Here is a 14770-nt window from a genome sequence, read left to right as displayed (position 1 = left end):
CTCGCGCAGTTCCCCGCGCCCCTGACGGGGCGCGATCACGCACCGGACAACTGCGCAGGCCTTGTGCGTTTCTCATGCGCACGCCGAGCACGGTGGGAGCCAGTCCACGAAGGGAGGCGCGGTGTCCGATCTCGCCGCACCCGATATCGAGCTGGTTTCCATAGAAGTCATCCGGGAGGTCCTGGCGCACCAGCGCAGAATGCGCGACGGAGGCTGCACCGGAAGGGTCTGCCTGCGGTGCGCCAGGCACCACCTGGACACGGTCCGCAGCGCCATGGAGAGCGGGCGGCGCATCGACTTCGTGCTGCCCGCCTTCCCCACGAAGTCCCCCAACCCGGCCAAGGTCCTGGGCCCGCTGCCCGACCTCGCCGAGGAACTCGCCCTGCGCTTCCTGAACGAACTGTGCGAGCGCATCGGCGAGATCTACCCGCCCGGAGCGGCCATCACCATCTGCTCCGACGGACGCGTGTTCAACGACCTCCTCGGCGTGAGCGACGAGAACGTCACCGCCTACGCCCGCGAACTCGACCGCATGATCACCAGGATCGGCGCCGGTCACCTCGAACAGTTCACCCTCGACGACGTCTACAGCGGCGCCGGGCACGAGGAGATGCGCACCATGCTCTCCACCGCCTACGCCCCGACGCTCGACGAACTGCGCGCCGAAGTCCGCGCGGGCGGCGCCCCGCTCGCCATGTACCGCGGCATCACCCGGTTCATGCTGGAGGACCTGTCCGGTCCGGATTACACGGGGACGCGGTCCGCGCTGCAGCGGCGGTGCCGGGATCTGGCCTACCGGGTCATCCAGCGCAGCAGGGCCTGGGGAGACCTGCTGGGCCGACTCTTCCCGTCGGCCATCCGTTTGTCGATCCATCCGCAGCCCTGCAGCACGGAGAAGATCGGCATTCTGCTCGGCGATACGCCGGACGCGTGGCTTACGCCGTGGCACTCCGTTGCCGTCGAGCAGGACGGGCGGCACACGCTCATGAAGCGTGCGGAGGCCGAACGGGCCGGCGCACGGGCTGTGTTCGTCGGCGGGCGCGCCACCCACTACGTGCTCTAGTTCTGCGTCTGCGGGTCGGCTTGGGCTGGTCGCGCAGTTCCCCGCGCCCCTTACGGGGCGCAGCCCCATGTACACCACTGGAGAACACCCATGAACACCACCCCCATCACGCCCTTCGGGCGCGCCATCCACGCGCCCGAAGCCGGCACGCCCGTCACCTCCCTCGACGTGCCCGCGCTGCGTGCGCTCGTCCGGGAGCACCATCTCGTGCTCCTCCGCGGGTTCGACGTCTTCGCCACGCCCGGCGAACTGTCCGCGTACTGCGAGGGCTTCGGCGAGCTCAGCGTCTGGCCCTTCGGGACCGTGCTCGAGCTCGTCGAGCAGGAGAAGCCCGAGGACCACATCTTCGACCACAGCCACATGCCCATGCACTGGGACGGCATGTACCGCGAACAGATCCCCGAGTTCCAGGTGTTCCAGTGCGTCCACGCCCCCGGCCCCGGCAACGGCGGTGAGACGACGTTCTCCCAGACCGCCGCCGTGCTGGAGAACACCGACCCGGAGACGGCCGCCCGCTGGTCCCAGGTGACCGGCACCTATCAGCGCACGATGGAGTACTACGACAGCGTCACCGTCTCGCCCGTCGTGGACGCCCACCCCGTCACCGGCACCCCGGTCATCCGCTACAACGAGCCCACCGCGGCCGACGACGCCGGCTTCGTCAATCACCCGGACCTGGCCTTCACCGGCCTCCCGGAGGACCAACTCGCCGAGTTCCACACCGGCCTGCGCGCCGCGCTGTACGATCCCGCGCACCTGTACGCCCACACCTGGCAGACCGGCGACGTCGTCATCACCGACAACTACACGCTCCTGCACGGCCGTAACGCCTTCACCAGCGGCGCCCCCCGGCACCTGCGCCGCGTCCAGGTGCTCGGCACCCCCGCCCTCGACAACCCTGGACTGGTGCGATGACTGCCACCCATGCCACCCCTGGCACCAATGACCTCATGACCGGTGACGCCTACCTGGAGAGCCTGCGCGACGGCCGTCAGGTGTATCTCAACGGCGAGCGCGTCAAGGACGTCACCACCCACCCCGCCTTCCGCAACTCCGCGCTGTCCGTGGCCCGGCTGTACGACGCCCTGCACGACCCGGCCACCGCCGACGTGCTCACCGGCGTCGACGCGGACACCGGCATCCGCACCCACAAGTTCTTCAAGCCCAGCCGCTCGGCGGCCGAGCTCGTCGAGGCCCGCGAGGCGATCGCCACCTGGGCGCGGATGGGCTACGGGTTCCTCGGACGCACCCCCGAGTACAAGGCGTCGTTCATGGCGGGCCTCGGCGTCAATGCCGACTACTACGGCCCGTTCGCCGACAACGCCACCGCGTGGTACCGCGAGTTCGCGAGCAAGGCGCTCTATCTCAACCACGTCATCATCAACCCGCCGGTCGACCGCAAGCAGCCGATCCACGACATGGAGGACGTCTTCGTGCACGCCGTGCGCGAGACGGACGCCGGAGTCGTGGTCAGCGGGGCCAAGATGCTGGCCACCGGCTCCGCGATCACCAACGCGGGCTTCGTCGCCCCCGTCGGCTCGGCCGCCCTCGTACCCGGCAAGGCGGAGGCCTTCGCGCTCGTCTTCTTCGTCCGCATGGACAACCCCGGCGTGAAGCTGGTCTGCCGCACCCCCTACGGGCAGGGCGATCCGTTCGACTACCCGCTGAGCAGCCGGTTCGACGAGAACGACGCCGTGCTGCTGCTCGACGAGGCCCTGATCCCCTGGGAGGACGTCCTCGTCCACCGCGACATCCCGCGCGCCACCGGCTTCTACGCCACCTCCGGCTTCCCCAACCTCTACAACTTCCAGTCCGGCACCCGGCTGAGCGTCAAACTGGAGCTGATGGCCGGGCTGCTCTCCCGCGGCACCAAGGCCAACGGCACCGACGAGTTCCGCGGCGTGCAGGCCGCCGTCGGCGAGCTGATCACCATGCGGGACATGGTGTGGGCGCTCACCTCGGCCATGGCGTACGACCCCGAGCCCGGCAGCGGCGGCACCGTCGTGCCGCGCCTGGAGCACGCCTCCGCGATGCGGATGTACAACGCGCAGGTGTGGGAACGGGTCCACGAGCTGTTCGAGACCACCCTCGGCGGCGCGCCCCTCGCCGTGCCCTCCAGCGGCCGCGACCTGGCCAACCCCGAACTGCGGCCGCTCATCGACCGCTTCTACCGCGGATCCGACTCCAGTGCCGTCGACCGCATCAAGCTGCTCAAGCTGGTCTGGGACGCCATCGGCACCGAGTTCGGCGGCCGGCACGAACTGTACGAGCGCAACTACTCGGGCAACGGCGAGCAGATCCGCCTCGACGCCCTGCGCTGGGCGACCCGCCGCGGCAGCCTCGCCCGCTACGAGGCCATGGTGCAGGACTGCCTCGACGACTACGACATCGACGGCTGGCGCCGCGGCCCCTGGCTCGACCGGACCGGCCTGCCCGGAAACGAGGTCACCTGACATGTGCGGCATCACCGGATGGGTGGACTTCACCCGCGACCTCACCCGCCAGACCCTGGCCGTCGAGGCCATGACCCGGACCCTGATCGCGAGAGGGCCCGACGCGGGCGGCACCTGGCTCGACACCCACGCCGCCCTCGGCCACCGGCGCCTCGCCATCATCGACCTCGAACACGGCACGCAGCCGATGCGCACCCCCGAGCCCGGCCCCCGCGACGGCACGCCCCGGGCCGTGATCTCCTACGGCGGCGAGATCTACAACTTCCGGGAACTGCGCGAGGAACTCGCCCTGCTGGGCCACCGGTTCACCACCCGCAGCGACACCGAGGTCGCCCTGCGCGCCTACCTCCAGTGGGGCACGGACTTCGTCCACCGCCTCAACGGCATGTACGCCATCGCAATCTGGGACACCGCCCGCGAGGAACTCCTCCTCGTACGGGACCGGCTGGGCGTCAAGCCCCTCTTCTACTACCCCACATCCGACGGCGTGCTGTTCGGCTCCGAGCCCAAGGCGATCCTCGCCAACCCGCTGGCGCAGGCCACCGCGGGAGCGGAGGAGCTGTGCGACGCGCTGCTGTTCCTGCGCACCCCCGGACGCGTCCCCTTCCGCGGCATGCACGAGGTCAAGCCCGGCCACCTGCTGCGCGTCGGCCGCGACGGCATCCGCGAGGAGCGCTACTGGGCCCTGGAGTCCCGGCCGCACACCGACGACCTGCGCACCACCATCGCCACCGTCCGCGACCTGCTCGACGACATCGTGCCGCGCCAGATGGTCGCGGACGTGCCGCTGGTCTCGCTGCTGTCCGGCGGCCTGGACTCCAGCACCGTCACGGCGCTCGCGGCACGCGCCCGTGCCGCGGACGGCGGGCAACTGTCCACGTTCTCCGTCGACTTCACCGGCCACACCGAGAACTTCCAGGCCGACCCCATCCGGCCGACGCCGGACGGCCCGTACGCGCTGGAAGTCGCCCGGCACGTGGGCAGCGACCACCACGCCATCGTCCTCGACCGGGGCCGGCTGCTGGACCCCGCCGTCCGCCGCACCGTCCTCGGTGCCTGGGACCTGCCGTTCAACTTCGCCGACCTGGACGTCTCGCTGTACCTGCTGTTCGCCGCCGTGCGCGAGCACGCCACCGTGGCACTGTCCGGCGAGGGCGCCGACGAGGTCTTCGGAGGCTACCTGTGGTTCTCCGACCCGGGGGCGCGCAGCGCCGACACCTTCCCCTGGCTCAAGCTGGGCGCCCACCGCGGCCTCGACCCGCGCAACCTGTTCCACCCCTGGTTCGTCGACGGGATCGACCTGGAGGAGTACCAGGCCGACCTGTACCGCACGGCCCTCGCCGAAGTCCCGCAGTTGGAGGGGGAGAACGCGGAGGAGCGCCGCACGCGCGAACTCGGCTACGTCACCCTCACACGGTGGCTGCCCATCCTGCTGGACAAGAAGGACCGCATGGGAATGGCCAGCAGCCTGGAGGGGCGGGTCCCGTTCTGCGACCACCGCCTCGTCGAGTACGTCTTCAACGTCCCCTGGGAGATGAAGACCTTCAGCGGCGAGGAGAAGGCGCTGCTGCGCGCGGCGGCCGCCGACCTGCTGCCCGAGTCGGTGCTGCGCCGCAAGAAGGCCGCCTACCCCTCGATCCAGGACCCCGCCTACGACCGCGCCCTCATCACCGGCCTCGCCACGGCGACCGGCGAGGGCGAGGCGCCGCTGAGCCCGTTCCTCGACGGTGACGCCGTACGCCGTCTCACCGCCAAGACCGCCACCGGCAGCCTGTCCGAGTTCGAGCGGATCCTCGTGGAGTCCACCGTCCGTCTCGACGACTGGCTGCGCACGTACCAGGTCGAGTTGACCGATGTGAAGGGAAGCACCCACTGATGCACGCGATCGAGATCCGCGAGACGGGCGGGCCCGAGGTCCAGCTGTACGTCGAGAAGCCGGACCCGGAGGCCCCCGGCGAGGGCCAGATCCTCGTCGAACTCGCCGCGGCCGGCGTCAACTTCATCGACCTGTACCGACGGGAAGGCCGCTACCCGCTGCCCGTGCCGTGCATACCGGGCGAGGAGGGCTCGGGCACCGTCCTGGCCGTCGGCCTCGGGGTGACCCGCTTCGAGCCCGGCGACCGGGTCGCCTGGACGACCGTCCTCGGCAGCTACGCGGAGCGCCTCCTCGTCCCGGAGGACAAGGCGATCGTCGTGCCCGACGGCCTCGACCTGCGCACCGCGGGCGGCGTGCTCGTCCACGGCATGACCGCCCACTTCCTCGCTCATGACTCCTACCCGGCGCGCGAGGGCGAGACGGTGCTCGTGCACGCAGCGGCGGGTGGAGTGGGGCTGCTGCTCACGCAGTTGCTCAAGCGGCGCGGCGTGCGCGTCATCGGCACGGTGTCGACGGAGGAGAAGGAGAAGCTGGCCCGGGCCAACGGCGCGGACGAAGTCCTCCGCTACACGGAGACCGAGGACCTGGCCGCCGAGGTGCGCCGCCTCACCGACGGCAAGGGCGTGCACGCGGTGTACGACGGCGTCGGCGCCGCCACCTTCGACGCCAGCCTCGCCTCGCTGAGGATGCGCGGCACGCTCGTCCTCTTCGGCGGCGCGAGCGGGGCGGTGCCGCCCGTCGACGTGATGCGGCTGCTGTGGGGCGGCTCGCTGACCCTGACGCGCCCGTACCTGGAGCACTTCCGGGCCACGGTCGAGGAGTTCGAGCGGCGCGCGGGCGAGGTGTTCGCCGGCCTGCTGGACGGCACGCTGACGTTCACGGTCAGCGGGACGTACCCGCTGCCGGAGGCGCACCGGGCGCACACGGATTTGGCGGCGCGGCGCACGAGCGGCAAGCTCCTGCTGGTGCCGGAGGCGGACCATGGGTGAGGTCACCGGTGCGGGCCTGCTCTCGCACGCACCCGTCATCATGTTCCCGGAGGAGATGCGGCTGAAGGAGAACGGCGGCCGTGACTTCAGCTTGGCGACGGGCCTGGAGCGGCTCCGGAGCGAGGTGATCGAGGCGGCGGAGTACGACACGGTGGTCGTCTTCGACTCGCACTGGGCGACGACGACGGAGGCGGTGATCACCTCCCATGCGCGCCGCGAGGGCCTGTTCACCTCGGACGAGATGCCGGGCGCGATCAGCCGGCTGCCGTACGACGTGCCGGGGGACCCGGAACTGGCGGGTGCGGTTGCGGAGTTGGCGGAGAAGCGCTCGCTGTGGGTGAGTGCGAATGATGATCCTTACCTACCGATCCACTACGCGACGCTCAATCTCTGGACGTACCTGGGGAAGCCGGACAAGCCGTGGGTGTCGGTGTCGGTGTGCCAGACGGCCACGACCGAGGACTTCCTGCGGATCGGCGCGTGCGTGGGAGAGGCGATCGGGAGCGTGGAGCGGCGGGTGCTGCTCGTCGCCTCGGGCGGCCTGTCCCACCGTTTCTGGCCGCTGGCCGAACTGCGCAACCGGATGGCCGGGGACCCGGCGCACATCGTCACCGCGGAGGCGCGGGCGGCGGACGAACAGCGCATCGCGTGGCTGGAGGAGGGCCGGCACGATCGCGTGATCGGCACCATGCCGGAGTACCTGCGGTACGCACCCGAGGCCCGGTTCGGCCACTACCTGATGCTGGCCGGGGCGTTGGGCGGCGAGTCCTGGCGGGGGCGGGGGCGCCGCTTCGGGGAGTACGAGAACGGGATCGGGACGGGGCAGGTGCACGTCTGGTTCGACCGGTAGGGCCGGTTCGGGGGGGGGGGGGGGGGGGCAGTTGCTTCCGACAGCGGAAACCCTCGTTTTTGCGTGCGGAAATTCGGGGTTTTTGCTGTCGGAAGCACTTAGGAAGGGCCCCCGTCATGGTGGCGGGGGCCCGACTGCGCGAGGTGGTCCTGGAGGTGGGCGTGGCGGAACTGGTAGACGGGGCCGACCTGGCGGAGGATGCCGAGCCGGTGCGCGTCGGCGAGGAACGCCTGGAGCCGCCAGGGGAGTTGGCTGCGGGCGGCGAGGAGCAGGCGGGCGATGGTGTAGTGGGGCCAGGAGTGGGCGGCCAGGGCGTTGGCGGCACCGAGGATGCCCCCGTTGACGGCCGCGAAGACGGTGGTGCGCCACGGGTCGGACGATTCCCAGGGCATGACCCGCGCCGCGCCATCGGCGATGCAGTAGACCACCATGCAGGCCGCTCCGCTGATCAGCGAAATCAGGCGATCGGCTTGGACGGAGGACGTGGCCGTTGCCACGTCTTCAGCAGTGGACGGGTCACGGACCCATTTCAGAGCGGCCAGCCCTGTACCGGTCATGGTGCCGATCACCAGGCCCCATGGCACGGTTCCGGGCGGAAGGACAGTTCCGTACCCGGCAAGGGTGTATCCGGCGTAGAAGGTCTGACAGATGGTGGCGACGCCGACGACGAGTACAAGTGCGCGGAGCAGTTGACCGCGCCGGCGTCCCCGGGCAGGGCGACGCCGACTGGGCATATGAGGAGGCGTCGGCAGCCCGACGCCGAGCAGTACGAGCCACAGGCTGAAGCAGGGGAAACCGATGGCGGCGACGAGCAGCGTTCCGGGAAAGCCGTGGTAGTAGTACAGACCTGCTGGTGTCGCCGCAAGTCCACCGGACACGGCGATGGCGGCAGCCAGGGCGGCTGCACGGGTCATGCTGCGTTCCCGTCTGGTGATCAGGCCGCTGAGGCCCATCATGGGAACGTTGATCAGGACTTCGAGTGCCGACAGGGTGGACCACCGCTGGATCTCCGGCCATGAGTGCATGTCCAGGACGGTCACCAGGATCGACGTGGTCAGCAGCAGTCCGATGCAGGTGACCAGAGCCCATGTCCATGAACGCCGCCATGGCCTGGCGAGGGCCGGTGTCCATCGGTAGAGCTGCCACCACGCCAGGTCGTAGGTGCCCTGGGCGCACATCCCCGCGGCGAGTCGGGCGAGGTGGTCGCAGGCCTGCCGGGGGTCCCAGCTGCGGGCGGGGTGTTGCTGACGGGCACGGCGATAGAGGGTGGGTATCAGCGCGTCGAGGAGGTGACGCTCGATGTCGATGGGCGCGGAGAAGCGCTGGGTGTCGGCGAGTTCGGCGGGGTCGTTGTCGTTGTCGGCGTAGACGGACCGGGCCAGGGCCACCATCAGCGGGCTGGTCAGGGCCTGTGCGGCGGGGGCGTCCGGCTCGTGGTCGAGGTGCTTGGCCAGGGTGTCCCAGCCGTGCTGGCGCGGTCCCGGTGGCGTGGCCAGCCTCAGCAGGGCGAGGGCATCGCTGGTGCGTACGGGTGCGGGCTCCAGGACCGCTGCTCCGGTCAGGACGCTGCTCTCCGCCACCGCCCGTACGTAGTCGTCGGTGCGGCAGGTGAGGACGAGAGGAGTGTGGGACGGCAGGGTGCCGTTGAGGGAGGTCAGGGCCGCTGCCCGGCTTCGTTCGGGGAGTTCGTCCAGACCGTCGAGCACGGGGATCAGGCGGTGCTCGGTGAGGAGGTCCTCGATGGCGCTGGCACCGTAGGTCTCGGCGTCGGCTATCGCCGGGTAGTCCACGGTCAAGCGGCGGCGCAGCCAGCTCCTGGCGCACTCGCGTGCGGGATCGAAGGAGGAGAGTGAGAAGAGCACCGGCACCGGGTCGCCGGTGGTGCGTGTGCGCAGCAGGGCGAGCATCAGCAGGAGGGCGAAAGTCGTCTTCCCCGATCCTCCCGACCCCAGTACGACAAGGCGCTGACGCGCAAGTGACCCGAACATGGCGGTCAGTACTTGTGGGTTGCCGGCCCGGCAGACCACAGTGGTGCCCACCAGTCGGCGGTGGTCGGACACTCCCGGGTGGGAACTGTCCGACCAGACCACAGGCAGCGGCGCCGGGTCGTACAACTGCCGGAGCGCCGCCTCTTCCTCCCACTGCCGACAGACCGTGCGGGCCAACACTTCGGCGGCGTCCGTGACTTGTCCACTGTGGGAGTTCACACGTCCCCTGCGGGTGCGCCGGGCCCACGCCGACACCACTCCGAACAGAGCAAGGACGCTGCTCAGTGCCGCAGCGGCAGCGGTTATCCGTGCCGGATCCCGCGGTGGCCACCCCGATATCAACCCGTACGCGACCGCGGCACACAGGGCCCAGGTCGCCGTCCATCGCCAACGCACGCAGAGTAAAACGACGGCCATGGGCCGCGGTCACAGTGAGACGATCGGTTCCTCCAGGCTGGTCTTCCAGTGCCGACGTGCGATCTCCCGGTAGCCGGTGTGGGACGGGTTGGCACCGGAGTGCCCCATGGCCCAGTCGAGGGCGGTATCGACCTCCGCGCACGGCCCGGAGCTCGATTCGCAGGCGGCGCAGGACAGTTCGTGCGTCACCAGGGGGTTGCCGGGCACCTTGACGGATGTGATCTTCCAGCGGGCGAACCGCATGACGGAACGGGTCACTTGCGGGGCTCCCTGGTCTGCTGGAGCCGGCGGCGGATACGGTTGCGCATGTCGGCGCTCCTTCTCGGCGTTGGTCACGCCCCGGGGCCAGTTGCACGGCCGCCGGGGTTCGGCATCGTCATGACTACCGGATCGCAAGGCCGTCGCGGGAGTTGACTGGCGTTGACTATCCTCGGAGGCACTGGTCAACACCCTGGAGTTGTCATGAACGACTTCGCTTCCCGCGTGCGTGCCGCACTGGTGTCCAAGGGGCTGTCCATAAGAGCCGCTGCACGCGAACTTGGGTACGATCCGGCCTACTTGTCCAGGGTGCTGAACGGGAAGCAGCAGCCTTCCGAGCAGCTTGCAGTGGCTCTGGATGAACTTCTCGGCACCGATGGGTCGTTGACCGCGTTCATGAAGTCAGCCAGGGCTGGTGTCGCGACTGGCGCTAATGCAGATATCGAGCATATGCGGACCAGCGTTGAGTACCTTCTAGATCACGACAACAAGTACGGTGGCGACGCAGTGGCACAGGCTGCTGTGCAGGTCTGGCGGGCAGGTCAAAAGCGTTTGGACGCTGGCTTGGTTCCCGGCAAGGCTCAGTCAGAATATCTGGCCACTGTGGCCGAAGTGGCGGAGATTTCCGGATGGCTGTTGTTCGATGCAGGTCAGCAAGGGGAGTCACGCACAGCTTTCCTTGAATCACACATGCTGGCGCGGCATGCCGGAGATAAACCCATGGGTTGGTTCGCCCTGGACATGCTTGCCATGCACGGGATCGAGAACCAGCGGCCGGGGGAATCGCTTCGTATCGCGGAGGGGATCCTTGACGAACCCCGGGTGCCTCCCCGAGTGGCGCTGCTTGCACGCATCCGCAAGGCGCGTGCGCTTGCGGACGCAGGGCATCGGCAGGAGGCTTTGATCGAGTTCGCCATTGCGAGAAGCGCGTTGGCGGATTCGATCACCACTCGCGATCCTTCATGGACCTGGTGGGTTGATGACCGGGAACTTGCAGGGCATGAAGGTGAAGCCTTGCTGGCTCTCGGCGAGCCCAGTGCAGCCGTCCCAAAACTGCGCCGTGCCCTGGAGCTTGCCATCGAGAGCGACTCAAACAGGCGTGTGATCCTCTACTATAGTGTTGCTCTGCTGGCGGCTTATGCATCCGGGCAAGCGTGGCGTGAATGTGAGTCCACTCTGCTGTCGTTGCCTCCATTGCTCGAGAACGTTGCCTCCGGGCGGAGCCGACGCAGGCTGCGGGCAACAGTGTGCGAAATCATTCGTGCTCCTGACTCCCCTCACTGGCTGTCGGATCTGGCACGCGAGGTACCGGCTGCTTGAGCGGGGCTCCAGTTGGGGCCGGCCTGACTGAATCGTGGTTTCTGACACCGGAAGCTCAACGGGCCCTGCTGTTCATCCCTTTTCTGGCAATATGCCGCCTACCAGTCACCGGAACCAACCACCCCGGTGGCAGAAACCATGAATCCGGTGTGGCCCAACCACCCTGCCCCCAACGGCGTGACCTAGGCTGACGGCCCGTCGAAAGGAGCATCGTGTCGATCGTCCGACCCGCACGCCGCACCCTGATAGCCGCCGGCCTCGGTGTGCTCGCCGCAGGTGCCGCCGCGCCCGTCGCCGTTGCCGCCCCCGCATCCACCGCGCCCGCCCCGGCCCTCACCCCCCTCCGCCTGGACGGGCCCACCGGGCCCGAGCATGTCGGTGCCGTGCAGCTTCACCTCGTCGACCTGGCCCGCAAGGACCCGTGGACGGACTCCGGGCAGCCGCGTGAGCTGATGGCGACCCTGCACTACCCGGCGCACGGCACCCGCGGTCACGCGATGCTGCCGTGGCTGTCGGAGGGCGCTGCCCGTGCGGTGAAGGACACGTACCCCGGCAAGCTCGACGGCTACGCGATGCCGATGACCCACAGTGCCGACACCGCGCCGGTCGCCCGGCACGGGCGTCGGCCGGTGCTGCTGTACTCGCCGGGGTTCGGCTCCGACCGCTCCTTCAACACCCTCGTCGTCGAGGACCTGGTGTCCTGGGGCTACGTCGTCGTCACCGTCGACCACCCGCACGACTCCGGCGAGGTGGAGTTCCCCGGCGGGCGCGTCCAGACGCGTACCGTCGTCGGGCGCGACAAGGACGAGATGAGGAAGGCCGTCGCCGTCCGCGCCGACGACCTGCGGTTCGTCCTCGACTGCCTCGCCGTCCTGGACCGCGGCGGCAACCCCGACGCCGAGCGGCGCCGGCTGCCGCACGGTCTGCGCGGCACCCTGGACCTCGGCCGCGTGGGTGCGTTCGGCCACTCGCTCGGCGGTGCGTCCTCGGCGGCCCTCATGTACCAGGACCGCCGGGTGCGGGCCGGGATCGACCTCGACGGCACGCTGTGGGGCCCCGTCGTCACGGGCGGGCTGGACCGGCCGTTCCTGCTCATGGACACCGCCGACCACGACGGTCTGCAGAAGGACCCGGCGTGGACCGAGTTCTGGAAGCACCTCGGCGGCTGGCACCGCTGCCTGCGGCTCGCCGACGCGCAGCACCTGTCCTTCACCGACGTCGTGGCGCTCTCGCCGCAACTGAAGGGCGGCTTCCCGCAGGTCGGCACCATTCCGGCGGCCCGCGCCGTGGCGGCGGTGCGGGCCACCGTGCGGGCCTTCTTCGACCTGCACCTGCTCGGTCGTGCCGATGCCGGGCATCTGTTGGAGGGCGCTTCGCGGCGGTACCCGGAAGTCGGGTTCGTGGCCTGAGGCGTGTGGCGGTCCGTCGGGCCGGCCCCCGGTGTCAGGGGCAGGAGTCGACGCGGACCGAGCCGATGCTGACGGGCGGGTTGAAGTACATGGGGCTTGCGCCCTGCCTGACGATGTTGCCTGTGCAGTTACGGGATTGGAAGACGGTCACGCGCCCGCTACCGGCCCTGCTGCCAACGGCGACGCTGTGGATATGCGTGGTCAGGGAGGGATTGACGCACTGCCCGACGGCGACTTCCCGGGAGCTGACGGCCGTGCCGTCGTCGATCTGCAGTGAGCAGGTGCCAAGAGTGGCTGCTGAAGCGGAGGTTGCGAGGACAAGTGCGGCCCCGAGCGATCCGATGGCGCTGCTGGTGCGGGCGAGCCAGGGCAGGCGTGGCATGGGTGGCCTCCAGGTGCGGTCGCCGCCGAGTGCGGGCGATCCGCGATAGATCCTCTGGTCGTGGGATCGATACCGCAATCACTCACAGGAGTTGGGGACGATCGCGAACCCGGCGGCCCAGCCGCCAGTCGGCCGGTCATGCGACATTGCCGAGCCGGCCGACGCACCCAAGCCCCGACGCATTGACCGAATGCCCGCCCCTGCGGCCCAACTCTGCAGGGGCGGGCGCCTCACTGGCTGGCGTGAGTCCCTACCCGATCATCCCGTCCGGCCGCCGCGCCCCCGACATGAGGTCCAGCGACCGGCGCTGCACCGCCTCCGGGTAGTTGTCGGCGAACGCCGTGCTGTGCAGCTTGCGCAGGTCGCGGATGCAGTCGTAGACGACCGTCGGGCCCAGGCCCGTGGCCCGCTCCTCGTCCGTGTAGCACGCCATGATGTGCATGATCGCCGTGTCGTGCAGGACGAGCGAGCCGTCCGACGGGTGGGAGCGGGTGGCCCAGCCCCACAGGACGTCGCGCAGGTCGGTCGGGTCGATGTCGTTGTCGAGCACCATGATGCGGGTGACCCACCACCCGCCGTGCGGGAAGCCGTTGACGGCCTCGCCCACCGCCCGGGACAGTTCCTCCGACGAGTCGAACCCCGTCTTCTCCCGCCAGTCGCGGTCCACCGTGACCGCCAGGACGTGGACGGCGGACTCCGGGATCATCCAGGCCGCGGTGACCGGGATGCCCTTCTCGCGCAGGTGGTGGGTCCAGCGGGCGGAGTGGGTCAGGCCGATGAGGGTGTGGTCCTCGTCGACGGGCTTGCCCGCGCACACCACCGGCAGGATCGGGTCGTTGCGGTGCGTGATGGCGGTGACGCGGTAGGCGGGCAGGTTCCACTGGTGCGGCTCGGGCACGTAGCCCGCGTACTCGCCCATCGGGCCCTCGGGGATGAGGTCGTCGTGGTCGATGTAGCCCTCGATGACGATCTCGGCGGTCGCCGGGACCTCCAGGTCGACCGTCTTGCAGCGCACGACCTCCAGCGGGTGCCCGAAGTACGCGCCCAGATAGGCGGCTTCGTCCACGTGCTCGGGCAGCGACATGGCGGAGACGAACGGGACCGCCGGCTCGGCGCCGAGCACCAGCGCGAACGGCGTGTGCTCGCCGCGCTCCCGCCACATGTCGTCGATGACGCCGATGTGCTGCGGCGAACCGGTGAAGGTGGCCATGCGGTGCGCGTCGTGGAGCATGGTCCGGGCGATGCCCCAGTTCGTCCACTTCCCGTCGGGGCTGCGCAGCACGAACGTGCCGACGGTGTTGACGTAGCGGCCGCCGTCGCCCTGGTGCAGCAGCGGGAACGGGAAGCGGGTCAGGTCGGCGTCGTCGCCCAGGAGGACGTTCTCCTGGCACGGGCCCGTCGGCACCACGACCGGGGGCACGGGTTCCGCCGCCTGGGCCGCGACCAGGCCGTCCATCAGGCGCAGCGGCGGGGTCTCCGGGTCCAGGCCCAGTGACAGCGCGGCCCGCGCGTAAGGGTACTTAGGGTCGCTGCTCAGCGCGGCGGGGGCGGTCAGCACCCGGAAGCCGGGCTCGTGGCCACGGATGCGGGAGAGCAGGTGCGCGGGCGCCCGGTTCTCGGTCGCGTAGCGGGCGATGGCGCCGATCTCCAGCTCGACGTCCACCTCCTCGTCGATCACGCGCAGGTCGTCAAGTTTGGCCAGTGCGTCGAGATAGTCGCGCAGGCTGGTCAGATGATTCATGGTCGGTTCCTCAATCAGTGGGGA

At 69.7% G+C, this 14770-nt stretch carries 12 protein-coding genes; 8 read left to right on the top strand and 4 right to left on the bottom strand.

From position 1 onward, the window contains the following. Positions 1 to 121: 121 nt before the first annotated feature. The 6 genes from ACMATS_RS07495 to ACMATS_RS07470 all read left to right on the top strand — a co-directional run bounded on the left by ACMATS_RS07495 (position 122) and on the right by ACMATS_RS07470 (position 7231). Positions 122 to 1063, top strand: a complete 942-nt coding sequence (locus tag ACMATS_RS07495) for an L-tyrosine/L-tryptophan isonitrile synthase family protein (protein WP_391154835.1) — start codon at positions 122 to 124, stop codon at positions 1061 to 1063. A gap of 90 nt (positions 1064 to 1153) precedes the next feature. Continuing rightward, positions 1154 to 1978, top strand: coding sequence for a TauD/TfdA dioxygenase family protein (locus ACMATS_RS07490; protein WP_414167388.1), 825 nt, complete (start codon positions 1154 to 1156; stop codon positions 1976 to 1978). Next, the gene (locus tag ACMATS_RS07485; RefSeq protein WP_414167387.1) at positions 1975 to 3516 is read left to right on the top strand and encodes a 4-hydroxyphenylacetate 3-hydroxylase family protein; all 1542 of its coding nucleotides are present in this window, start codon (positions 1975 to 1977) and stop codon (positions 3514 to 3516) included. The genes ACMATS_RS07490 and ACMATS_RS07485 overlap by 4 nt, the downstream gene beginning before the upstream one ends. Position 3517: 1 nt before the next feature. Next, positions 3518 to 5392: an asparagine synthase (glutamine-hydrolyzing) gene (gene asnB, locus ACMATS_RS07480; protein WP_414167386.1), complete on the top strand. Its 1875-nt coding sequence runs from the start codon at positions 3518 to 3520 to the stop codon at positions 5390 to 5392. Then, positions 5392 to 6381 carry a quinone oxidoreductase family protein gene (locus ACMATS_RS07475; RefSeq protein ID WP_414167385.1) on the top strand — a complete coding sequence of 330 codons (990 nt, stop codon included), beginning with the start codon at positions 5392 to 5394 and terminating at the stop codon, positions 6379 to 6381. The genes asnB and ACMATS_RS07475 overlap by 1 nt, the downstream gene beginning before the upstream one ends. After that, entirely contained in the window at positions 6374 to 7231 is an 858-nt protein-coding gene (locus ACMATS_RS07470) for a catechol 1,2-dioxygenase (RefSeq protein ID WP_414167384.1), read from the top strand. The genes ACMATS_RS07475 and ACMATS_RS07470 overlap by 8 nt, the downstream gene beginning before the upstream one ends. Before the next feature lie 98 nt (positions 7232 to 7329). On the opposite strand, the gene ACMATS_RS07465 is transcribed toward ACMATS_RS07470, so the two are convergent. Continuing rightward, positions 7330 to 9438 carry an NACHT domain-containing protein gene (locus tag ACMATS_RS07465; protein WP_414167383.1) on the bottom strand — a complete coding sequence of 703 codons (2109 nt, stop codon included), beginning with the start codon at positions 9436 to 9438 and terminating at the stop codon, positions 7330 to 7332. A gap of 207 nt (positions 9439 to 9645) precedes the next feature. Then, a complete protein-coding gene (locus ACMATS_RS07460; protein ID WP_391154847.1) occupies positions 9646 to 9894 on the bottom strand; it encodes a hypothetical protein in 249 nt (82 codons plus the stop codon). 204 nt (positions 9895 to 10098) lie between these two features. Here ACMATS_RS07460 and ACMATS_RS07455 point away from each other — a divergent pair, with 204 nt between their 5' ends. Beyond that, complete coding sequence (locus ACMATS_RS07455; protein ID WP_414167382.1) at positions 10099 to 11214, top strand: helix-turn-helix domain-containing protein; 1116 nt, start codon at positions 10099 to 10101, stop codon at positions 11212 to 11214. Positions 11215 to 11426: 212 nt separating this feature from the next. Further along, on the top strand, positions 11427 to 12623 hold the full coding sequence (locus tag ACMATS_RS07450) for an alpha/beta hydrolase family protein (protein WP_414167381.1): 1197 nt from the start codon (positions 11427 to 11429) through the stop codon (positions 12621 to 12623). A 34-nt stretch (positions 12624 to 12657) separates the two neighbouring features. Here ACMATS_RS07450 and ACMATS_RS07445 read toward each other — a convergent pair whose 3' ends face one another. Beyond that, on the bottom strand, positions 12658 to 13005 hold the full coding sequence (locus ACMATS_RS07445; protein ID WP_414167380.1) for a hypothetical protein: 348 nt from the start codon (positions 13003 to 13005) through the stop codon (positions 12658 to 12660). A gap of 250 nt (positions 13006 to 13255) precedes the next feature. Beyond that, positions 13256 to 14746, bottom strand: a complete 1491-nt coding sequence (locus ACMATS_RS07440) for a UbiD family decarboxylase (protein ID WP_414167379.1) — start codon at positions 14744 to 14746, stop codon at positions 13256 to 13258. Positions 14747 to 14770 lie beyond the last annotated feature (24 nt).

Origin of the sequence: Streptoverticillium reticulum (genome assembly GCF_047456005.1) — a bacterium.
GTDB classification, from domain to species: Bacteria; Actinomycetota; Actinomycetes; order Streptomycetales; family Streptomycetaceae; genus Streptomyces; species Streptomyces reticulum.
Note: the sequence above shows the minus strand (reverse complement) of the source record. Positions and strands in the feature narration are given on the sequence as shown.

Coding starts and splice junctions, on each gene's coding strand:
- asnB (WP_414167386.1), top strand. CDS start 3,518: ATGTGCGGCATCACCGGATGGGTGGACTTCACCCGCGACCTCACCCGC.
- ACMATS_RS07475 (WP_414167385.1), top strand. CDS start 5,392: ATGCACGCGATCGAGATCCGCGAGACGGGCGGGCCCGAGGTCCAGCTG.
- ACMATS_RS07455 (WP_414167382.1), top strand. CDS start 10,099: ATGAACGACTTCGCTTCCCGCGTGCGTGCCGCACTGGTGTCCAAGGGG.
- ACMATS_RS07470 (WP_414167384.1), top strand. CDS start 6,374: ATGGGTGAGGTCACCGGTGCGGGCCTGCTCTCGCACGCACCCGTCATC.
- ACMATS_RS07490 (WP_414167388.1), top strand. CDS start 1,154: ATGAACACCACCCCCATCACGCCCTTCGGGCGCGCCATCCACGCGCCC.
- ACMATS_RS07445 (WP_414167380.1), bottom strand. CDS start 13,005: ATGCCACGCCTGCCCTGGCTCGCCCGCACCAGCAGCGCCATCGGATCG.
- ACMATS_RS07485 (WP_414167387.1), top strand. CDS start 1,975: ATGACTGCCACCCATGCCACCCCTGGCACCAATGACCTCATGACCGGT.
- ACMATS_RS07440 (WP_414167379.1), bottom strand. CDS start 14,746: ATGAATCATCTGACCAGCCTGCGCGACTATCTCGACGCACTGGCCAAA.